This is a genomic window from Streptomyces mutabilis (assembly GCF_046628145.1).
GTDB lineage: Bacteria > Actinomycetota > Actinomycetes > Streptomycetales > Streptomycetaceae > Streptomyces > Streptomyces mutabilis.
In genome coordinates this window covers 5817713-5838397 of record NZ_CP176874.1, presented here as the reverse complement: position 1 = coordinate 5838397, position 20685 = coordinate 5817713, and the positions used below count along the sequence as shown (strand labels likewise).

General features: G+C 71.0%; 16 protein-coding genes. 5 read left to right on the top strand and 11 right to left on the bottom strand.

Annotated elements, in window-relative coordinates; all coding sequences use genetic code 11:
• Positions 1-106 precede the first annotated feature (106 nt).
• Positions 107-2272, top strand: coding sequence for a RecQ family ATP-dependent DNA helicase (locus ACLIN4_RS26400; protein WP_290012397.1), 2166 nt, complete (start codon positions 107-109; stop codon positions 2270-2272).
• Positions 2273-2554: 282 nt separating this feature from the next.
• The gene (locus tag ACLIN4_RS26395) at positions 2555-3169 is read left to right on the top strand and encodes a hypothetical protein (RefSeq protein WP_289908816.1); all 615 of its coding nucleotides are present in this window, start codon (positions 2555-2557) and stop codon (positions 3167-3169) included.
• A gap of 195 nt (positions 3170-3364) precedes the next feature.
• Here ACLIN4_RS26395 and ACLIN4_RS26390 read toward each other — a convergent pair whose 3' ends face one another.
• The 3 genes from ACLIN4_RS26390 to ACLIN4_RS26380 form a co-directional block, all read right to left on the bottom strand.
• Positions 3365-3997: a hypothetical protein gene (locus ACLIN4_RS26390; RefSeq protein ID WP_289908815.1), complete on the bottom strand. Its 633-nt coding sequence runs from the start codon at positions 3995-3997 to the stop codon at positions 3365-3367.
• A 68-nt stretch (positions 3998-4065) separates the two neighbouring features.
• On the bottom strand, positions 4066-4767 hold the full coding sequence (locus ACLIN4_RS26385; protein WP_100046725.1) for a ribonuclease HII: 702 nt from the start codon (positions 4765-4767) through the stop codon (positions 4066-4068).
• 80 nt (positions 4768-4847) lie between these two features.
• Complete coding sequence (locus tag ACLIN4_RS26380; RefSeq protein WP_100046750.1) at positions 4848-5468, bottom strand: TetR/AcrR family transcriptional regulator; 621 nt, start codon at positions 5466-5468, stop codon at positions 4848-4850.
• A 184-nt stretch (positions 5469-5652) separates the two neighbouring features.
• On the opposite strand from ACLIN4_RS26380, the gene ACLIN4_RS26375 reads away from it, so the two are divergent.
• Complete coding sequence (locus ACLIN4_RS26375) at positions 5653-7200, top strand: MFS transporter (RefSeq protein ID WP_107476633.1); 1548 nt, start codon at positions 5653-5655, stop codon at positions 7198-7200.
• Between the two features lie 300 nt (positions 7201-7500).
• On the opposite strand, the gene ACLIN4_RS26370 is transcribed toward ACLIN4_RS26375, so the two are convergent.
• The 3 genes from ACLIN4_RS26370 to ACLIN4_RS26360 all read right to left on the bottom strand — a co-directional run bounded on the left by ACLIN4_RS26370 (position 7501) and on the right by ACLIN4_RS26360 (position 9836).
• Positions 7501-8406 carry an ADP-ribosylglycohydrolase family protein gene (locus ACLIN4_RS26370; RefSeq protein ID WP_381942663.1) on the bottom strand — a complete coding sequence of 302 codons (906 nt, stop codon included), beginning with the start codon at positions 8404-8406 and terminating at the stop codon, positions 7501-7503.
• A gap of 12 nt (positions 8407-8418) precedes the next feature.
• On the bottom strand, positions 8419-9078 hold the full coding sequence (locus ACLIN4_RS26365) for a histidine phosphatase family protein (RefSeq protein ID WP_107476634.1): 660 nt from the start codon (positions 9076-9078) through the stop codon (positions 8419-8421).
• A 152-nt stretch (positions 9079-9230) separates the two neighbouring features.
• On the bottom strand, positions 9231-9836 hold the full coding sequence (locus ACLIN4_RS26360) for a YdbC family protein (RefSeq protein ID WP_037821600.1): 606 nt from the start codon (positions 9834-9836) through the stop codon (positions 9231-9233).
• 159 nt (positions 9837-9995) lie between these two features.
• Here ACLIN4_RS26360 and ACLIN4_RS26355 point away from each other — a divergent pair, with 159 nt between their 5' ends.
• Positions 9996-10529 carry a TerD family protein gene (locus ACLIN4_RS26355; protein WP_107476635.1) on the top strand — a complete coding sequence of 178 codons (534 nt, stop codon included), beginning with the start codon at positions 9996-9998 and terminating at the stop codon, positions 10527-10529.
• A gap of 66 nt (positions 10530-10595) precedes the next feature.
• On the opposite strand, the gene ACLIN4_RS26350 is transcribed toward ACLIN4_RS26355, so the two are convergent.
• Positions 10596-13490 carry a vitamin B12-dependent ribonucleotide reductase gene (locus ACLIN4_RS26350; RefSeq protein ID WP_107476661.1) on the bottom strand — a complete coding sequence of 965 codons (2895 nt, stop codon included), beginning with the start codon at positions 13488-13490 and terminating at the stop codon, positions 10596-10598.
• Between the two features lie 168 nt (positions 13491-13658).
• The gene (gene nrdR, locus ACLIN4_RS26345) at positions 13659-14210 is read right to left on the bottom strand and encodes a transcriptional regulator NrdR (RefSeq protein WP_107476639.1); all 552 of its coding nucleotides are present in this window, start codon (positions 14208-14210) and stop codon (positions 13659-13661) included.
• 602 nt (positions 14211-14812) lie between these two features.
• Between nrdR and lexA the strand changes: the two genes are divergently transcribed.
• Positions 14813-15592 (top strand): transcriptional repressor LexA, encoded by a 780-nt coding sequence (gene lexA, locus ACLIN4_RS26340; protein ID WP_043379085.1) that lies wholly within the window; start codon positions 14813-14815, stop codon positions 15590-15592.
• Positions 15593-15740: 148 nt separating this feature from the next.
• On the opposite strand, the gene ACLIN4_RS26335 is transcribed toward lexA, so the two are convergent.
• The 3 genes from ACLIN4_RS26335 to ACLIN4_RS26325 all read right to left on the bottom strand — a co-directional run bounded on the left by ACLIN4_RS26335 (position 15741) and on the right by ACLIN4_RS26325 (position 20652).
• Positions 15741-17723, bottom strand: a complete 1983-nt coding sequence (locus ACLIN4_RS26335) for an ATP-dependent DNA helicase (RefSeq protein WP_100045147.1) — start codon at positions 17721-17723, stop codon at positions 15741-15743.
• Positions 17724-17870: 147 nt separating this feature from the next.
• Positions 17871-18572, bottom strand: coding sequence for a GNAT family N-acetyltransferase (locus tag ACLIN4_RS26330; RefSeq protein WP_289908812.1), 702 nt, complete (start codon positions 18570-18572; stop codon positions 17871-17873).
• Between the two features lie 55 nt (positions 18573-18627).
• Positions 18628-20652, bottom strand: coding sequence for an IucA/IucC family protein (locus ACLIN4_RS26325; RefSeq protein WP_411576288.1), 2025 nt, complete (start codon positions 20650-20652; stop codon positions 18628-18630).
• Positions 20653-20685 lie beyond the last annotated feature (33 nt).

Below are 20685 nucleotides of genomic sequence, written 5' to 3'. Positions count from 1 at the left end.
GCCTGTGGATAACTCTGATCAGGGACGCGTCACCCCGGGTGCCCGGCGACCTCGTCTCCTCCTCCCGCCCGCCCGGCTGTCAGTCCTGTCCTGTTGTATGGAACGCATGGAGCACACGAGCAACGCGGATCTCCGGACAGCCGCCGATGCGGTCCTCGCCCGCCTCGTCGGGGAGGTGCCCGGCGGCGCCCGGCTGCGGGACGACCAGTGGCGGGCGATCGAGGCGCTGGTCGCCGAACGGCGCAGGGCCCTGGTCGTTCAGCGAACGGGGTGGGGCAAGTCCGCGGTCTACTTCGTGGCCACGGCCCTGCTGCGCGAGCGCGGCGCCGGGCCCACCGTGATCGTCTCCCCGCTGCTGGCGCTGATGCGCAACCAGGTCGAGGCCGCGGCGCGAGCCGGTATCCGCGCCCGGACCATCAACTCCTCCAACACCGAGGAGTGGGAGACGATCCAGGACGAGATCGCCGCCGGTGGGGTCGACGTGCTGCTGGTGAGTCCCGAGCGGCTCAACAACCCGGACTTCCGCGACCAGGTGCTGCCCAAGCTCTCCGCCGCGACCGGACTGCTCGTGGTCGACGAGGCCCACTGCATCTCCGACTGGGGCCACGACTTCCGCCCGGACTACCGGCGGCTGCGCACGATGCTCACCGACCTCCCGCCCGGCGTACCGGTGCTGGCCACCACGGCCACGGCCAACGCCCGGGTGACCGCCGACGTGGCGGAGCAGCTCGGCACCGGAGGCACCTCGGACGCGCTGGTGCTGCGCGGCCCGCTGGACCGGGAGAGCCTCAGCCTCGGTGTGCTGCGGCTGTCCGACGCCGCGCACCGGATGGCCTGGCTCGCCGATCACCTCCACCGGCTCCCTGGCTCCGGGATCATCTACACGCTCACCGTGGCCGCCGCCGAGGAGGTCACCGCCTTCCTTCGGCACCGCGGCCACACCGTCGCCTCCTACACCGGCAAGACCGAGAACGCGGACCGGCAGCAGGCCGAGGACGACCTGCTGGCCAACCGGGTCAAGGCGCTGGTCGCCACGTCGGCGCTGGGCATGGGCTTCGACAAGCCCGACCTGGGTTTCGTGGTGCACCTGGGCTCGCCGTCCTCGCCCATCGCGTACTACCAGCAGGTCGGCCGCGCCGGGCGCGGTGTCGAGCACGCCGAGGTGCTCCTCCTGCCGGGGAAGGAGGACGAGGCGATCTGGGAGTACTTCGCCTCGCTGGCGTTCCCGTCGGAGGACCTGGTGCGCCGCACCCTCGACATCCTCGCGCGGGCGGAGCGGCCGCTCTCGCTGCCGGCCCTGGAGCCACTGGTCGAGCTGCGCCGCTCCCGCCTGGAGACCATGCTCAAGGTCCTCGACGTGGACGGAGCGGTCAAGCGGGTCAAGGGCGGCTGGATCGCGACCGGGCAGCCGTGGACGTACGACTCCGAGCGGTACGACTGGGTGGCGCGGCAGCGGAAGGCCGAGCAGCAGGCGATGCGCGACTACGCCTCGACGAGCGAGTGCCGGATGGAGTTCCTGCAGCGCCAGTTGGACGACGAGGGAGCCAAGCCCTGCGGCCACTGCGACAACTGCGCGGGGCCGCGATTCACCGCGGACACCTCCAACGACAGCCTCGACGCCGCGCGGGTCGATCTCGGCCGGGCGGGTGTGGAGGTGGAGCCGCGACGCATGTGGCCGACCGGTCTGCCCGCGATCGGGGTCGACCTCAAGGGGCGCATCCCGGTCGGCGAACAGGCGGCGACGGGCCGGGCGTTGGGCCGGCTGTCCGACATCGGCTGGGGCAACCGGCTGCGACCGATGCTGTCGGCGCAGGCTCCGGACGGTCCGGTGCCGGACGATGTCGCACAGGCCGTCGTGACGGTACTGGCCGACTGGGCCAAGGGGCCGGGCGGCTGGGCTCCGGGCGCCCCCGAGGGCCGGCCCCGTCCGGCGGGGGTGGTGACGATCCCCTCGCGCTCTCGCCCTCAGTTGATCCACTCCCTGGGAGCGCGTATCGCCCAGGTCGGCCGGCTGCCGTTGCTCGGCTCGGTCGAGTACACGGGCGAGGCTCCCACGGCGCCCCGCAGCAACAGCGCGCAGCGGCTCAAGGCACTCGACGGCGCGCTGGCGGTTCCGTCGGCGCTCGCCGCCACTCTCGCCGCGCTGGACGGCCCGGTTCTGCTCGTGGACGACTGCACCGAGACCGGCTGGACCCTCGCGGTGGCGGCGCGACTGCTGCGCCGCGCGGGCGCTCAGGAGGTGTTGCCACTGGTCCTGGCCGTGCAGGGGTGACACTCGGCCCCGGGCGCGCTTCTCGGGGCCGGAGCCCCGCGCGGCTGCCCGTGGGGTGTCCCGTGCGTCACCCGGCTGTGCTCTGGGTAGGGATATAGGACGCGCATCATCCGATAACGGTCGCCGGTCCCAATTGCTCGTTGCCGCATTCAAGTTCGACAGGAAGAATTGAAGTCCGCTCCCCGCACGGCTCGTCCGTGATCCGGCAGGGCTTCACTGCGGTGCGCGCTCCCCCGAATCCGACCCCGCCCGCAGTGTGGGCGCGTAGCCGAAGGGAGGAACGTGACCTTCGGATTCGCTCCGTCCTCGGCGGCATCCTTGTCGTCGTCCACCGCAACCGCCACTCGTATGCTCGAACCGGCGGAGTGGGCCGCCGCCGGAATCCCGTTGCTGCGCAATCCGCGAGAGGTCGTCAGCGGACTCCATTCGCGGCACCGCCCGGGGCCGGCGACCGCGATCGTGGCCGTGCTCGATCCCGACGAACGACTGCGTGCCAGCGCGTCGTTCACCAGTCGTCGGGCAGCGGCCGACGGCTGGATGTTCCGCAACGCGCTGCTCGCCCAGCTGCGCCGCGTCATCCCGCACGATCTGCGGCGCCGCACTCCGGTGCGCACCGCCGTGCTGCTCTACTGCCGTGAGGGCGACGCGCGTTGGACGGAGGAGGACGGTGCGTGGATGTGGGGTTTGCGGGACGCATGCACACTGCACGGGTTGCGCTGCGGTGCATACATCACGCTGACCCGGGACGGCTGGCAGGTGCTGGGCGAGGGCCGTGGCGGGCGCCGGCCCAACGCGGCGTCGGCCCCAGAGCCGTTCGCCACGTCTCAGGCGCCGCTCCCGCCGCCGCGAACCGGCGGCGTCGCCTCGGACGTGCTGCGTCGCGCGGCGGCCCGCTGAGCCTCGCGGGCACAGTGCGCTCGACCACCGCGCCATGAAGTCCCGTGCGGCTTCAGGTCCGCGGGAGAACCCGACAACGGCCCTGCGCGGCCGGAAGTGTCTCCGCCGCCAGGGCATGCCGGAACCCGCACCGTGCGGGGGCCGGTGGAGCGGCCCCCTGGCGCATCGGCGTCCGCCGCGCTCGGCCGGACGGGATCAGACGCCCGCGCCCAGCACCGAGTTGATCCGCTGCGGGTCACCGCAGACGATCAACAGGGCACCGGCCCGGGCGTGCGCCGCGGACAGCGCGGTCGCGGCAGCGTCCTCGGGACCACCGTTGAACGCCACCACGACTACCGGCCGCGACGCGGCACGGTCCGCGACGCCGGCGTCCGCGTAGAAGACGTCGTCGCCCGCGTCGTGCTGCGCCCAGTACGCCGCATCGCCGAAGGAGAGTTCGTGGGCGGCCCACGGGTGCGGTTCACCCGTGGTGATCACCAGCACGTCGCCGGGGGTACGACCCGAGTCCAGCAGCAGGTCCACGGCCTCCTCGGCCGCGTCGAGCGCGCCTTCGGGGGAAGCCGGGATCAGCTGGATCTGCGGGGTGGCCGGGGCGGCGGCCGGAGCGGCCGGTCCCGAAGGGCCGGGTTTGGCCGCGGACGAGTCACGCGGCGCGCGCTGCGCCGGCGGAGCCGGCCGCGCGGGGCCGGGACGACCGGGACGCGGCGGCGCGGCGGGTCGGGGGCCGGGAACGGGGCGAGGGGTCGGCGCGGTGCGGCCGCTGGCCGGAGTGGCGCGGGGACCCTGGGCCTTCTCGTGAATCTGAGGCTCCTCGGGAATGAGAGGCATGGGCTGATATTTATCAAACGTTGGTGCGGCTCGCGTCGGCGGGTGGCACATGCCTGCGAGCGGAAGTGTCAGAAATCGAAGCCGAGCTGGCCCTCGATTTCCGGAACCCTTCCGTCCACCCAACTGCGGACCTTCTTGAGGTGCCGCCACTGGGGCAGCGCATCAAGATACGCCCACGACAAACGGTGGTGCGGGGTGGGCCCCCGCTCCTCCAGTGCGGCCTTGTGCACCGGAGACGGGTATCCGGCGTTGTCCGCAAAACCGAAGTCTGCATGGTCGATACCCAGTTCGGCCATCATTTTGTCGCGCTGGACCTTGGCGAGCACCGAGGCCGCCGCGACAGCGACGCAGGACTGGTCGCCCTTGATCACCGTACGGACCTTCCAAGGCGCCCCGAGATAGTCGTGCTTGCCGTCGAGGATGACGGCGTCGGGGCGGACCGGCAGGTCTTCCAGCGCACGCACCGCCGCCAGCCGAAGCGCCGCGGTCATCCCCAGGGCGTCGATCTCTTCCGGCGAGGCGTGCCCCAAGGCGTGCGACGTCACCCAGGTCCGCAACTCCTCGGCGAGCTCGGTGCGTCGCTTGACGGTGAGCAGCTTGGAGTCGGTGAGGCCCACCGGGGGGCGTCGCAAGCCGGTGATCGCGGCACAGACCGTGACCGGCCCGGCCCATGCGCCGCGCCCCACCTCGTCGACACCGGCAATGATCTTCGCTCCGGTCGTGGCGCGGAGAGAGCGCTCGACGGTGTGGGTAGGTGGTTCGTAGGGCATGACGCCCTTAGCCTACGCCGCCCCGAAGTCCCGGCGACACCCCGGTTCCCCGAACGGGAGGGGACCCGCCCGCCCAGGACTCAGACGGCGTCGGGCTTCAGCAGCGGCACCATCATCTGGTCGATCATCTCCTCGACCTCCTGGTCCGTCCATTCGCTTCCACAAACCTTCGAGCGATACATCATCATCGCCGGGATGGCATCGAAGACGTACCCGTTCGCAGCGTCGCTCCGCACTTCGCCCCGCTCTATTCCGCGGGTGATGACCTCACGAAGCATCGCGAGGGTCGGCTCGATGACACCCTTGAAGATCACCGCATGGAAGCGCTCCGCCTGCACGCTGTCGCATTCGTGAATGACTGACCGCAACGCGAATCCGGGACGCGAGTACATCGCGTCGCGCGCCCTGCGACAGAGCGCCAGCAGGTCGTCGCGAACGCTCCCCAGGTCGGGCACCGTGTCGAAGCGCGGCAACCCCGACTGCAGCGCGTCCGCGACGAGGTCCTCCTTCGACGGCCAGCGACGGTACACCGCCGCCTTGCCGGTCTGGGCGCCGGCGGCCACGCCCTCCATCGTCAGACCGTTCCAGCCGACCGTACCGAGCTGCTCCAGCGCGGCGTCGAGGATCGCGCGTTCGAGGACCGCGCCACGCCGACGAGAGGGGGTCCGGGCGGAGGCGGCCGCCCAGTGCGAAGCAACCATGTCGAGGGTCTCCAATGAGCGTGAACAGCGGGTTTCCGGGGACGAAAGACGCACCGGGCGGCCACAGCGGGGGACGGACCGCACGACACCTCAAAAAGTGAACGCTTGCGTTCACTGTCCGGGAGTCACTAACGTGGAAGCAACAGTGAACGCGAGCGTTCACTAAGTCATTCGTGGGGGACACATAGTGACAACCTCTCTGATACCGGACCAGAAGCCGGGAGCTGCCCGCCGGGAGGGGCGTCCCGGCATCGCGCTCACGGTCATCGCGGCCTGCCAACTCATGGTGGTACTCGACGCGACGATTGTGAACATCGCCCTCCCGCACATTCAAGAAGCGCTCAGCTTCAGCACCACCGACCTCACCTGGGTCGTCAGCGCCTACACGCTCACCTTCGGCGGTCTGCTGCTGCTCGGCGGCCGGGCCGGTGACATCCTCGGCAGGCGCCGGGTCTTCATGACCGGCATCCTGCTGTTCACCTTCGCCTCGCTGCTCGGCGGCTTCGCCCAGGAACCCTGGCAGCTGCTGGCGGCTCGTGTCCTGCAGGGTGTGGGAGGCGCGATCGCGTCGCCCACGTCGCTGGCCCTCATTACCACCACCTTCCCCGAAGGGCCCGAACGCAACCGGGCCTTCGGCGTCTTCGCGGCCGTGTCCGCGGGTGGCGGCGCCATCGGCCTGCTGGCGGGCGGCATGCTCACCGAGTGGCTCGACTGGCGCTGGGTGCTCTTCGTCAACGTGCCGATCGGCGTGCTGATCGCCGTGCTCACCCCGCTGTACATCAGTGAGTCCGAACGGCACTCCGGCCGCTTCGACATCGCGGGGGCGGTGACCTCGACGGCGGGTATGGCGTCCCTCGTCTACGGCTTCATCCGCGCCGCGGACGAGGGCTGGCGGGACAGCGTGACCATCGGGTCCTTCGCTGCCGCGGTGGTGCTGCTGCTGGCCTTCGTGTTCATCGAGAGGCGGGCCAAGGAGCCGATCACCCCGCTGAAGATGTTCGCCGACCGCAACCGCTCCGGCACGTACGTGATCATGCTGAGCCTGGCCGCGGCGATGTTCGGCATGTTCTTCTACATCGTGTTGTTCGTCCAGAACGTGCTGGGCTACACCCCCATCGAAGCCGGTCTGGCCTTCCTGCCGGTCACGGTCGTGATCGCGCTGGGCGCGGGCCTGTCGCAGCGGTTCCTTCCGGTCTTCGGCCCCAAGCCGTTCATGATCGTGGGCTCGGCGCTCGCCGCGATCGGTCTCGGCTGGCAGGCCCTCATCAGTTCCGACAGCTCCTATGTCGGCGGGATCCTGGGACCGATGCTGATCTTCGGATTCGGCATGGGGCTGAACTTCGTGACGCTGACGCTGACCGCGGTCTCGGGGGTCGCACAGCACGAGGCGGGCGCGGCGTCCGGTCTGCTCAACGCGACACAGCAGGTGGGCGGATCGATCGGCCTCGCCATCCTGACGACGGTGTTCGGCACGGCCAGCAAGAACGAGGCGGAGAGCCAGGTGCCGGACTTCCTCGCCAACAGCTCGGCGGAGCAGAAAGCGGAGTTCGCCCGGACACACCAGCTGCCGGCGCCTTGGGGACACGACGTGCTGGCACAGGGCATCTCGGCGGCCTTCATCCCCGCCGCGGCCATGGCGGTGCTCGCCCTGGCCACGGCGTGGCTGGTGATCCGGGTGCGCAAGAGCGACCTGGAGGCCCTGTCCGGCTCGGCCGGTCCGGGGATCGGCTGACGGTCCGGTACCGGCGGCCGGGCGGGTCCCGTCGGCGGGCACCGGGCATGCCCGCCGGTGCCCGACCGACCGGTATTCGACGACCGGTGCCGACCCGCTCGGGCCCCCGTCTCCGGCGTGCTCGACCGGGTGAGCAGCACCAACGACAGCAGCGCGACGATCAGCACCCACAGCGCTTCCATGCCCCCCCGCTCCCCTCTCACGTCATCCCCACCCCGTACGCGGCTCCTGTCCCGCACAGCGGATGTCGTGACAACGGGCGACAGTCACGGAGAGTTCCCATCGCACACGGACAGTGTGCTAAGTCGATGTCGCCATCCACCCGGGCAGCGCCTCGACCCGCTCCGCCCAGTCCGCCGGCGGTGCGCCCGCCTCGCTCCCGGCGACCACCCCGCCCACGATGGCGCAGGTGGTGTCCACGTCCCCGCCGACCTGGGCGGTCGTCCAGAAGGCACGCTCGTAGTCCCCGAGGGCCCGTGCGGCCGACCAGAGGGCGAAGGGAACGGTGTCGTGGGCGGTGGTACGCCTTCCGCAGCCGAGCACGGCGGCTACGGTCGCGGCGTCGCCGTAGTCGAGCATGTCCCGGGCACGTCGCAGCCCGGCGCCGACCGCGCTCTTCGGTACCAGCGCGATCACGCCGTCCAGGAGCGCGTGCGCGGTGGGCGGTCCGCCCGGGTCCGCGGCCAGCGCGGCGGCAGCGGCGACCGCCATGGCGCCGACCACCGCCTCGCGATGCTGGTGCGTGGGATAGGCGGAGATCTCCGCCTGGTGGGTGGCCTGCTCAGGGTCGTCCGCGTACCAGGCGCCCAACGGCGCGATGCGCATCGCCGCGCCGTTGCCCCAGGAGCCCTGGCCGTTGAACAGCGCGGCGGCGAGCTCGCGCCAGTCGCCGCCTTCCCGGACCAGTCGCAGCAGCCGGTTGACCGCGGGGCCGTAACCGCGGTCGAAGTCGTGGTGGTGGGCGAAGGAGAGGGCCAGCGCGTCCTGGTCGATGCGGTGGTGGGTGGCCAGGACGGAGACCACGGAACACGCCATCTCCGTGTCGTCCGTCCACTGCCAGGTGCCGGGCGGCAGTGCGCGGCTCTTGAGCAGTGGGTAGTTCGCGGGCACGAAGAACTGTGAGCCCAGCGCGTCCCCGACCGACAGTCCGCGCAGGCTGGAAAGGGCCCGGTCCAGGCGCCCGTCAGGAGATGAATGAGCGGTCATCGTCCTGCCACTCTATCCGGTGGTCCCGTACGGTTCCGGATCTCGCCAGCGTTCGAAAGGCCGGTCAAGGCGGTACTTGCCGTCCTCGCCGAGAACGAGCATCCGCATCTCGCCGTTCCCGGGGTTCGACAGCGACTCGAACTCCGCGACCGTCCAGTGGAACCACCGCATGCAGAACAGCCGCATGGCCAGACCGTGGGTGACCAGGAGCACGTTCGGCGGATGGTCGGGGTCCTCGAAACTGCGGAACAGACTCTCCAGGAAGCCACCGACCCGGTCGTACACGTCGGCACCGGACTCGCCCTGGGCGAAACGGTAGAAGAAGTGGCCGTAGGCGTCCCGGTAGGCCTTCTGCAGCCGCACGTCGTCGCGGTCCTGCCAGTTGCCCCAGTCCTGCTCACGCAGCCGGGGCTCCTCCCTGATCCGTATCAGCCCGGGGTCGAGGCGGAAGGCCTGCAGCGTCTCGTGCGTACGGCGGTACGGGGAGACGTACACGCTGACCCGCTCACGGCCGAACACCTCGCGCAGCGCCTTCCCGGTCTCCTCCGCCTGGGCCCGGCCCTGCTCGGTGAGCGCGAGGGCGTGGTCGGGTTCTCGCTCGTACACGGTGTCATCGACGTTTCCGGTCGACTCGCCGTGCCGGACTAGAACGATGCGCCGTGGTCGTGCCATGTCAGAACCCTAGATCGAGACGGGCGGAACCAGGCACTCGAACGGGCCCCGTACGGCGTACCTCACACAGTTTCCACACCGCTGCCTTCACACAGGACGCACGTCGTCACCAGGGGGCCGGTCGGGCCCTCAGACGGTCCAGGAGAGCGGCCTCAGACGGTCCAGGAGGGCTCCAACTGCACGATGTCCCCCGTCAGCGCTGCGATGTCGGCCTCCGTCTGGGCGCGCAGGGCGAGCCGCTCGACCCGCTCGGTGCGGTACTTGCCGTGCTCGGCGGCCGACCGCCACATCGACAGCACCAGGTACTCGTTCCCCGGTGCCTCGCCGAACAGCCCGCGGACCATGCCGGGCGAGCCGGCCATCGCCGGGTTCCAGACCTTCTCCTGCATGAGGACGTAGTGCTCGGCCCGCTCCTCGTGCACGCGGCACAGCGCCACCCGCAGCAGGTCGGCGTCCGTGAAGCGGGGTTCGAACCCGGTCTTCACGTCGAAGCGGTAGTCGAAGAGCCTGACCTGCGCGTCCTTGAAGGTGCCCGCCTGGGCCGAGGCGAGCCGGTCGTGGGACCGGGCCATGAAGGAGTCGTAGAAGGCACGGCTCTCCCAGAAGGCGAAGACGTGCGCCACGTCCGGCCGCCCCCGGCTCCAGCCGCCTCCCTGCCCCCGAAAACCCGGCTCCCCCGGAAGCCCCGCCCACTTTCGCTGCCCCCGCTCGAACCCCCGGCGGTCCACCACGGTGCAGCGAATCCACTTGACCAGCACCGCGCCATCGTAAGGCCAGGAACGTGGCACCGGTCACTCTCCGGCGCACCGCTTGCCCGCCCCGGCATCGCTGTGCGTGGCAGGATGGACAACCGGCCGTCACCGCTCGGCAGTTGAGGTGGCCGGGGCAGGGGCGGGGGATCTGGGAAGGGGAAGTCTGTGAACGGCCTCAGCAAAGGCACGGGCAAGGTCGAGGTCGCGCTGCGGTGGGATCCGAACCCGGCAGGGCAGCCACCCGCCGACCTGGACGTCGTCGCCGGGACCTACTCGGCGGAGGACCCGTACGGTGCTCCCGCCTACGTGGTGCACCACGGCAGCCGCTCCCCCGACGGCACCATCTATCTCAACCGGGACAGCCAGGACGGCAAGGGCTTCGGCTACGACGAGGTCATGACCCTGGAGCTGGAGCGGCTCGACGCCCGGTACGCGCGCGTGGTGGTCGGGGTCGCGATCCAGCAGCGCACCGAGGACCGGACCTTCGGCGACGTGACCAACCCGGGCCTGCGCATCCGGGAGGGCTACACCGACCTGGCCACGGACGACTTCGGCGGAGTCCGGTCCGCGACCGCCGCGACGGTCGCGGAGTTCGTGCGGGACGAGACCGGGGCGTGGGAGTTCCGGGCCGGCGTGCACGGCTTCGAGGGCGACCCCGCGGCCTTCGCCGCCACCATGGGCGCGGTGCGCCGGTCCTGAAGCAGCTGTGCATGAGTAAGGGGCGCCCACCCAGGTGGACGCCCCTTACTCATTGAGCGCTACAGGTCAGCTGCAGCCACTCGTCGAGCCGCAGCCCTCGCAGATGTAGCAGGAACCGGCGCGCTGCATCTTCGTGCCGCAGGAGAAGCACAGCGGGGCGTCGGCCTGGATGCCCAGCTGCATCTCCACCAGCTCGGCGCTGGTGTGCGCCTGCTGCGGAGCGGGCTTGGCCGCCTCGACCTCGGCCTTCGGCGTGGCGACGGCCTTCAGTTCCTGGGCGCGCGGCGCCGACTGGGCCAGGCCCTCGACGTCGAGCTCGTCGTCGGACGGCTCGTACGAACCGGTCTCCAGGTGGCGCTGGCGCTCCTCGGCGGAGTGGATGCCGAGCGCGGAGCGCGTCTCGAAGGGCAGGAAGTCCAGCGCCAGGCGGCGGAAGATGTAGTCGACGATCGACTGCGCCATCCGCACGTCCGGGTCGTCCGTCATGCCGGCCGGCTCGAAGCGCATGTTGGTGAACTTCGAGACGTACGTCTCCAGCGGCACGCCGTACTGGAGGCCGACGGAGACCGCGATGGAGAAGGCGTCCATCATGCCCGCGAGGGTCGATCCCTGCTTGGACATCTTCAGGAAGACCTCGCCGAGACCGTCGTCCGGGTAGGAATTGGCGGTCATGTAGCCCTCGGCGCCGCCGACGGTGAAGGAGGTGGTGATGCCGGGGCGGCCCTTCGGGAGGCGCTTGCGGACCGGGCGGTACTCGACGACCTTCTCGACCGTCTCGCGGATGGTCGCCTCGGCCTTCTCCGTGACCTCGGCCTTCTCCTTCTCCTTGGTCTTCGCGGAGAGAGGCTGGCCGACCTTGCAGTTGTCGCGGTAGATGGCGAGCGCCTTGACGCCCATCTTCCAGGCCTCGAAGTAGACCTCCTCGACGTCCTCCACGGTCGCCGACTCCGGCAGGTTGACCGTCTTGGACAGGGCGCCGGAGATCCACGGCTGGATGGCGGCCATCATGCGGACGTGGCCCATCGCGGAGATGGAGCGCTCGCCCATCGCGCAGTCGAAGACCTCGTAGTGCTCCTGCTTGAGGCCGGGGGCGTCGATCACGTTGCCGTGCTCGGCGATGTGGGCCACGATCGCCTCGATCTGCTCCTCCTGGTAACCCAGGCGGCGCAGGGCCTGCGGGACGGTGCCGTTGACGATCTGCATCGAACCGCCGCCGACCAGCTTCTTGAACTTGACCAGGGCGAGGTCGGGCTCGAGACCGGTGGTGTCGCAGGACATCGCCAGACCGATGGTGCCGGTCGGGGCGATGACGGACGCCTGGGAGTTGCGGAAGCCGTTCTTCTCGCCGAGGCGCAGCACGTCCTGCCAGGCCTCGGTGGCGGCGGCCCAGATCGGCGTGTCCAGGTCGTCCATGCGGACGGCCTCGGCGTTGGCGTCCGAGTGCTGCTTCATGACCCGCAGGTGCGGCTGCGCGTTGCGGGCGTAGCCGTCGTACGGGCCGACGATCGCGGCGAGCTCGGCGGAGCGCCGGTAGGACGTGCCGGTCATCAGGGAGGTGATGGCACCGGCCAGGGCGCGGCCGCCGTCGGAGTCGTACGCGTGGCCGGTCGCCATCAGCAGGGCGCCGAGGTTGGCGTAGCCGATGCCGAGCTGGCGGAAGGCGCGGGTGTTCTCGCCGATCTTCTGGGTCGGGAAGTCCGCGAAGCAGATGGAGATGTCCATCGCGGTGATGACCAGCTCGACGACCTTCGAGAAGCGCTCGACGTCGAAGGACTGGTTGCCCTTGCCGTCGTCCTTCAGGAACTTCATCAGGTTCAGCGAGGCGAGGTTGCAGGACGTGTTGTCCAGGTGCATGTACTCGCTGCAGGGGTTCGAGCCGTTGATGCGGCCGGACTCCGGGCACGTGTGCCAGTGGTTGATGGTGTCGTCGTACTGGATGCCCGGGTCGGCGCAGGCCCAGGCGGCCTCGGCCATCTTGCGGAAGAGGGACTTGGCGTCGACCTCCTCGATGACCTCACCGGTCATGCGGGAGGTCAGGCCGAACTTGCCGCCGTCCTGCACGGCCTTCATGAACGTGTCGTTCACGCGGACCGAGTTGTTGGCGTTCTGGTACTGGACGGACGTGATGTCGTCGCCGCCCAGGTCCATGTCGAAGCCCGCGTCGCGCAGGGCGCGGATCTTCTCCTCCTCCTTGACCTTGGTCTCGATGAAGTCCTCGATGTCCGGGTGGTCGACGTCGAGGATGACCATCTTGGCGGCGCGGCGGGTGGCACCGCCCGACTTGATGGTGCCGGCGGAGGCGTCGGCGCCGCGCATGAAGGAGACCGGGCCGGAGGCGTTGCCGCCGGAGGAGAGCAGCTCCTTGGAGGAGCGGATGCGGGAGAGGTTCAGGCCGGCGCCCGAGCCGCCCTTGAAGATCATGCCCTCTTCCTTGTACCAGTCGAGGATCGACTCCATGGAGTCGTCGACGGACAGGATGAAGCAGGCGGAGACCTGCTGCGGCTGGGGCGTGCCGACGTTGAACCAGACGGGGCTGTTGAAGCTGAAGATCTGGTGCAGGAGGGCGTACGCCAGCTCGTGCTCGAAGATCTCGGCGTCGGCGGGCGAGGCGAAGTACTTGTGGTCCTCACCGGCCTTCCGGTACGTCTTCACGATGCGGTCGATGAGCTGCTTCAGGCTCACCTCGCGCTGCGGGGTGCCGACGGCGCCCCGGAAGTACTTGCTGGTGACGATGTTGACCGCGTTCACCGACCAGAAGTCGGGGAACTCGACGCCACGCTGCTCGAAGTTGACCGAGCCGTCGCGCCAGTTGGTCATGACGACGTCACGACGCTCCCAGGCCACCTCGTCGTAGGGGTGGACGCCGGGAGTGGTGTGGACGCGCTCGACGCGGAGTCCCTTGCCCGCCTTGGTGCCCTTGGCGCGGGAACTCCGTGCCGGACCGCTCGCCGTCTCTGTCATGCCGCCTCCCATGTACGGGCGAAAACGCCCTGAAGTGCCCCGTTTGTTCCCGTGGCACGGTGTTCTGTCTGGTGTTGCGGGCATCCCTCATCGCACCCGCAACAGGTCTTTTTCTCTCGCCGCCGACCGGCCGGGCCCGGGCGCCGAAGTCCGGGTCCGGCCCGCCGGTCAGTCGGCGGCGCCTGCGGGCTCGGGGACCTGTGCCGTCCCCGTGGACCCGCGGTCGTTCTCCTGGCTCCCCGCGCCGGCGCCGTCGCCGTCCGTGCCGGGACGCCCCGTCGCCTCCCTGAGCTCCGCGATCGCGGCCTCGAAGTCCTCGAGCGAGTCGAACGCCCGGTAGACGGAGGCGAATCGCAGATAGGCGACAAGATCGAGTTCCTGCAACGGGCCGAGGATGGCCAGCCCCACGTCGTGAGTGGTCAGCTCGGCGCTCCCGGTGGCCCGCACGGCCTCCTCGACCCGCTGGCCGAGCTGCGCGAGCGCGTCCTCGGTGACGGGCCGCCCCTGACAGGCCTTGCGCACACCGTTGATGACCTTGGTGCGGCTGAACGGTTCGGTGACCCCGGACCGCTTCACCACCATGAGCGAGCACGTCTCCACGGTCGTGAAACGACGGGAGCAGTCGGGACACTGGCGGCGCCTGCGGATCGACGTGCCGTCGTCGGTCGTACGGCTGTCGACGACACGGCTGTCGGGGTGCCTGCAGAAGGGGCAGTGCATGTACTCCGAACCCTCCTCACAGCAGACTCAATAGCCACAAGAGGCCCTTCAGCCCCTCGAAGCAGCCACCAGCATAGGCGATCGCAGCGGGCCCGAAGACCCGGGGGACCACAACTTGTGGGCTGCTGCTGCAATCCAACCACTAGATGTGGGGATTGGCTCATACATCCACGCCCTGCACGCGTGTCGCGCCGGTCCGTGCGCGTCCCGTACGGGACCGCGGCCCCTCGGCGGTCGCGCACACGCGCACACGCGCACACGCAGGCCCACACATGCACACGCACGGCCGTATCGCCCGGGGGCATGCGGAGATAGCGTGGCCGCCACGGGGAGGGGGCGTGGGACTACCGCACAGATGGAGGGACCCGCCCCGTCGAACGGGATGCCGGATGGCAGACTGGAGCGACATCCCCGAGGTTGTCACCACGGCGGTGAAGAGTACAGCAATGAGCACTTTTGTCCGCCGGCCACCGCGGTAGCCATACACCCAAACATGCAATTCGGGCGAGCGATTCACGTTTTTTCACTCGAACGTGTGTTTGGCGCAACCTTTCGAAAGCTACTACCGTTGGGCAGCAGGGAGACCATCGAGAGGGGCCGACGTGACCACCACCGCCGACAGTGCCACCATCACTGCCCAGGACCGCCCCCAGGGCCGACCTGAGCCGATGCACGCGATGAGCGACGCCGCGAGTCCAGAGGGGCACAAGCGCTCCTTGCCGGGCCGACCTCCCGGCATCCGGGCGGACAGCTCGGGACTGACCGACCGCCAGCGCCGGGTGATCGAAGTCATCCGCGACTCCGTGCAGCGGCGCGGCTACCCGCCGTCGATGCGCGAGATCGGTCAGGCCGTCGGTCTTTCCAGCACCTCCTCCGTCGCGCACCAGCTGATGGCACTCGAACGCAAGGGTTTCCTGCGCCGCGACCCGCACCGCCCGCGCGCCTACGAGGTGCGCGGCTCCGACCAGGCCGCCTCCGTGCAGCCCACGGACACCGCCGGCAAGCCCGCCGCGTCGTACGTCCCGCTCGTCGGGCGAATCGCCGCCGGTGGCCCGATCCTCGCCGAGGAGTCCGTCGAGGACGTCTTCCCCCTGCCCCGGCAGCTGGTCGGTGACGGCGAGCTGTTCGTCCTCAAGGTCGTCGGTGACTCGATGATCGAGGCCGCCATCTGCGACGGCGACTGGGTCACGGTGCGTCGCCAGCCGGTCGCCGAGAACGGCGACATCGTGGCCGCGATGCTCGATGGCGAGGCCACCGTCAAGCGTTTCAAGCGCGAGGACGGCCACGTCTGGCTCCTCCCGCACAACGCGGCGTACGAGCCGATCCCCGGTGATGACGCGACCATCCTCGGCAAGGTGGTGGCCGTACTGCGCCGCGTCTGAGCGCCACGGCGGGCGGGTGCGCGACGTCAGCGCCCCGCCGACCCGACCGGGCCCCGGAACCTCTGCGCCGGTTCCGGGGCCCCGCGCTGTGCGGGGCCGGTCGCTCGGTCGCTCTGCGATTCCGTCGCCCCGCACGTGGCCCGGTAGCTCAGTCGCCCTGCGCCTCCGTCTGCCGGGCCGCCGCGTCGATCGCGGCGAGCGACTTGCGGACCTGGTTGCGGTCCGTGGTGAACCAGAAGTCGGGCAGCGAAGCCTTCAGATAGCTCCCGTACCGCGCCGTGGCCAGTCGCTGGTCCAGGACGGCGACCACACCGCGGTCGCCCGACGCCCGTACGAGACGTCCCGCGCCCTGGGCCATCAGCAGCGCGGCGTGCGTGGCGGCCACCGCCATGAAACCGTTGCCGCCGGCCTCCTCCACCGCCTTCTGGCGGGCGCTCATCAAGGGGTCGTCCGGGCGCGGGAAGGGGATCTTGTCCATGACGACCAGCTGGCAGCTGGGCCCGGGGACATCCACGCCCTGCCAGAGCGACAGCGTTCCGAAGAGGCAGGTCTTCGGGTCGGCGGCGAAGTTCTTGATCAGCTCGCCGAGCGTCTCCTCGCCCTGGAGCAGGATCGGGTACTCCGGGACGCGCGAGCGCAGCTCCTCCGCGGCCAGCTGAGCCGCCCGCATCGAGGAGAACAACCCGAGCGTGCGTCCGCCCGCCGCCTGGATCAGCTCCGTGAGCTCGTCGAGCATGTCCCCGCGGTCACCGTCCCGGGCGGGACGCGCCAGGTGCTTGGCGACGTACAGGATGCCCTGCTTGCGGTAGTCGAAGGGCGAGCCGACGTCGACACCCTTCCACTGGGGCACGTCCTCGCCCTCGGTGCCCTCGGGGGCGAGACCCAGGGAGGCCCCGACGCCGTTGAAGTCGCCGCCCAGCTTCAGGGTGGCGGAGGTGAGGATCACCGAGCGGTCCGTGAACAGCTTCTCCCGCAGCAGTCCCGAGACGGACATGGGAGCGACCCGCAGGGAGGCACCGAAGCGGTCGTGCCGCTCGTACCAGACGACGTCCCACTCGGAGCCGTTGGTGATGCGCTCCGCCACGTCGTGCACCGACTCCACGGAGGCGAGCGCCTGCTTGCGGACGGCGTCCTCGTCCTGCACGGACTTGTCGCGGGTCGCGCCGATCGCCGAGATGACCGTACGGCACGCGTCGCGCAGTGCCATCAGCGCGTAGCCGAGGTCCTCCGGGATCTCCTCCAGGCGGCCCGGCAGCGCCAGCTCCATCAGCCGCTCGAAGCCCTCGGCGGCGGTCTGGAGCTGATCGGCGGCCTTCTCGTTGACCAGCTTCGCGGCGCGTCGCACGGCCCGGTTGACCTGCCCGGGGGTCAGCTCGCCGGTGGCCACCCCGGTGACCCGGGAGACCAGCTCGTGCGCCTCGTCGACGATCAGCACCTCGTGCTGCGGCAGGACCGGGGCGCCCTCGATGGCGTCGATGGCGAGGAGGGCGTGGTTGGTGACGACCACCTCGGACAGCTTGGCGCGCTCCCGGGCCATCTCGGCGAAGCACTCCGCACCGTACGCGCACTTCGAGGCGCCCAGGCACTCTCGGGAGGACACCGACACCTGGGACCAGGCCCGGTCGGAGACGCCCGGCGTCAGGTCGTCGCGGTCGCCGGTCTCGGTCTCGTCCGCCCAGTCCCGCATCCGCAACAGGTCCTGGCCCAGCTTGCTGGTGGGCGCGGCGGCCTCGAACTGGTCGAAGAGACCCTCCTCCTCGTCCTGCGGCACTCCCTCGTGGAGCCGGTGCAGGCACAGGTAGTTCGACCGGCCCTTGAGCATCGCGAACTCCGGGCGGCGGCGCAGCTGGGGGTGGAGCGCGTCGACCGTGCGGGGAAGGTCGCGTTCGACCAGCTGGCGCTGGAGAGCCAGGGTCGCCGTGGCCACGACAACACGCTCCCCGTGGGCCAGCGCGGGCACCAGGTACCCCAGCGACTTGCCGGTGCCGGTGCCGGCCTGGACCAGCAGATGGGAGCCGCCGTCGATGGCTTCCTCGACGGCTTCGGCCATGGCCACCTGGCCGGGACGCTCCGTGCCGCCGACGGCGGTGACGGCGGCGTGCAGGAGTTCGGGGAGTGAGGGCTTCGTCATAGCGCGACCACCCTACGGCCCGGCACTGACAAAGGGGCGCGGAAGGCGGCTGTGAGGGGCGGGTGGGCCTGTGGGGACGGGGGTGGCACGAGTGGCTCCTGGCGGGCTGGTCGGCGATCGGGGCGCGGCGCTGCGGCGGCTCGGGCGCTACGGCAGCTCGCGCGGGGACCGTTCGCGGATCATGAGGGCGGCCCGCTTGCCGGGCAGGTCGATCTCGCCGGACAACCGGAATCCGGCACCGAGGAACGCGGCGACGGACGGCCGGTTGCGGACGTCGGGTTCCGCGAGCACGCGGGTGCAGGCGGGCCGCCTGGCGAGGACGAGGTCGGCGACGGCCCTGATCAGAGCCGTCCCGATCCCCCTGCCGCGGTCGGCGGCGTCGCCGATCAGCAGGTGGAGACCGGTGTCGTGCGGCCGTACGGGACAGTACCGGGCCAGCGGGTCGAGGTCGGCGCGGTAGAGCTCCCAATAGCTCATCGGCACCCCGTCCAGCGCGCCGACGCACGGGACGCTGCGCCCGTCCCCGGCGAGCTGGGCCCGCACGTGGTCCCCGGTCACGCCCTGGGGTCCGGTCAGCTCCCAGAACTCGGCGACGGCGGGGGCGTTCATCCAGCGGGCGATGAGAGGTACGTCGCGTTCGGCGTGGACCGGCAGCAAGTGGAACTCGCCCGCCGCGGTGGGGACCGGGCCCCAGTCGGCGACGCCGTCGAGCAGGTCGCCGCCGGTCCGCCGGGTCCGCGTCCCGTCGGGCGTCGTCCCCTCGTTCCCGCCCGTCCCGAAGAGGGCGACGAACTCCGCGGGCAGATGCAGGTCCAGGGTGTCGTCAGCGCTCGCGTCGGTGGAAGTCACGGTGTCGCTCTTTCGGGGGACGTGGATGGGAGAGGAGGAGGGGGCGACGGTTCGCTCAGGCGTGCAGGGGGTTGGTGACGGTGACGTAGACGGACTGGGTGTCCACCGGCCCGACGAGTTCGTCGAGGCCCTGCAACCGGGTCAGCAGATTGGCCTTGCAGCGGAGGACGGGTGAGTCGAGGAGCAGCGCGGGCAGCGGGCCGCTCAGCGGGGCCGGGCCCGAGGCGACGTTGCCGAGGAAACGGCGGAAGGCCGCGAGCAGCATCCGTTCGTCGGCGAGGCGCTGGGAGCCGAAGGCGCCGATGAGGCCGAACACGTTGTTGATGGCGAGGTAGTACGCGAAGCGCTCGTCGGTGACATGGTCGGCGACGAACGTGTCGCTGTGCTCGCCGATGCCGGGCAGCCGGGCGTCGAGTTCCGCGCGCCGCGACTCGCGGAAGTAGTAGCCCTGGTTGTCGCGGTAGCGGCCGCCAGCGGGCCAGCCGTCGGCGTCCAGCAGGAGCAGCGTGTTCTGCTGGTGGGCCTCCAGGGCGATCCCGGCGTGGGCGTCCAGCCACAGGACGGGCCGTACGACGTGGTGGAGGTACCGCAGGAACCACTCGGCGGCCACCGCCACGCGGGGTCGGCCGGTGCGCCCGGAGAGCCGGGTGACGATCTCCGCCAGTCGTGAGCGCGGGAGCCGCGCGGAGGGCCGGTCACGGTCGTCCGCCCGGCCCACCGCCCGCGTGTCCGGCCACGCGGCATCCGGCCGCGGGGCGACGAGACCGGCCACACACGAGACGTCGTCCGAGGGCCGGAACGGGTTGTGCCGGATGACGACGTCGAGCCCCCGGACGGGCTTGCCGTCCGGGCCGTCGACGGCCAGCCAGGCCGGGTCGCGGACGATGTCGAAATCCGGGTGGGCGGCCCGCCACTGGCGGGACAGGCCCCTGCGCAGCAGACGGTGCACCTCGACGCCTCGATGGAGTTCCTTGCGGAGGTTTTCCCGGCGTGAGTTGGTGATGTGCAGGGCCAGGGAGAGCTTGAGCATGGCGCAGGCGCCGGTGCGGTGGACGGTCCGCAGGGAGGAGGTGGGGTACCAGTGGGTGCCCTGGACGCCGAGATCCCCGAGCAGCCCGGCTTCCAGCAGGGCCGCGACCTCCGGGCGGTGCCGTACGGCGCGGAACTGCCAGGGGTGCAGGGGCAGGACCGCGTGTCCGTCCGGCGGCGCCGGCCCGTCTCCCGCGAGGCGCGCGGTGAGCCGGGGCGCGGTGACCGGGCGGCCTCGTTCGGTCCACGCGGAGTCGGTGGCCAGGACTGAGGGGGCGACGGCCAGCCAGTGCAGGGGGAAGGAGCCGCGCAGTTCGGGTGAGTACAGCCGCGCCTCCGCCTCGGTGAGGCCCTCCCGGCTCTTGGGGGTGGGATGCAGCGGATGCCCGAGGACGAGCGCCTGCTCGGCGGCGAGGAAGAGGTCCGGCTCGGGGGAGGTGGTGGAGTGGTCGTGGGGTGCGGGTCCGTAGCAGGCGGAAGGGTGGTGCGCCGGGCGTCTCGGCCGTTCGCGGAGGATCACGGCGGTACGGCGGACGGAGTCGGCGACGCGGGCCACGAGGTCGGTCCCGTCGGGCCCGCGTCCGTCGGCCGTCTCCCGGGCGAGCAGGGCGGCGAGGGTGACGGCGTCGACGGGCGGAGCCGAGGCGGGCGCGTCGGCCAGGCGCGGGACGCCGAAGCGGTGCCGTCCCGTCGGTGACCAGTAGAGGACGGGAACGGCCAGGGCGGTGCCGCTCGCCGGGAGCGGTACCGCGAGGCTGCCGTCGACGGGAGCGCGGGCGTCGGTCTCGCGCGCCCAGCAGCGCAGCAGGTTCTCCACGGCCGCGGCCTGCGCCTCGGCGTACGGATCGGACCCGGCCGACGCGTCGGCGGGGGGCGCGGGCGCGGGAACGGCGCCGGGGGCGGGCCCGGACACCGGAACCGCGCCGGAGACCGCCCCGGAGTCGGGAACGCCCCCGGAGACCGGCGGATGTGCGGCGCGGTCGGCGGGAGCGGCCCTGGAGGGTCCGGGGTTCGCGGTGGCCGCCGGTTCCGGTACGGGGGTGGTGTGCAAGGCGGCTCCTCGTGGCGTGCTGGGGCCTGGGCT

Coding starts and splice junctions, on each gene's coding strand:
- ACLIN4_RS26380 (WP_100046750.1), bottom strand. CDS start 5,468: ATGGTTGCTTCGCACTGGGCGGCCGCCTCCGCCCGGACCCCCTCTCGT.
- ACLIN4_RS26350 (WP_107476661.1), bottom strand. CDS start 13,490: ATGACAGAGACGGCGAGCGGTCCGGCACGGAGTTCCCGCGCCAAGGGC.
- ACLIN4_RS26335 (WP_100045147.1), bottom strand. CDS start 17,723: ATGACGAAGCCCTCACTCCCCGAACTCCTGCACGCCGCCGTCACCGCC.
- ACLIN4_RS26390 (WP_289908815.1), bottom strand. CDS start 3,997: ATGCCTCTCATTCCCGAGGAGCCTCAGATTCACGAGAAGGCCCAGGGT.
- ACLIN4_RS26365 (WP_107476634.1), bottom strand. CDS start 9,078: ATGGCACGACCACGGCGCATCGTTCTAGTCCGGCACGGCGAGTCGACC.
- ACLIN4_RS26370 (WP_381942663.1), bottom strand. CDS start 8,406: ATGACCGCTCATTCATCTCCTGACGGGCGCCTGGACCGGGCCCTTTCC.
- ACLIN4_RS26400 (WP_290012397.1), top strand. CDS start 107: ATGGAGCACACGAGCAACGCGGATCTCCGGACAGCCGCCGATGCGGTC.
- nrdR (WP_107476639.1), bottom strand. CDS start 14,210: ATGCACTGCCCCTTCTGCAGGCACCCCGACAGCCGTGTCGTCGACAGC.
- ACLIN4_RS26385 (WP_100046725.1), bottom strand. CDS start 4,767: ATGCCCTACGAACCACCTACCCACACCGTCGAGCGCTCTCTCCGCGCC.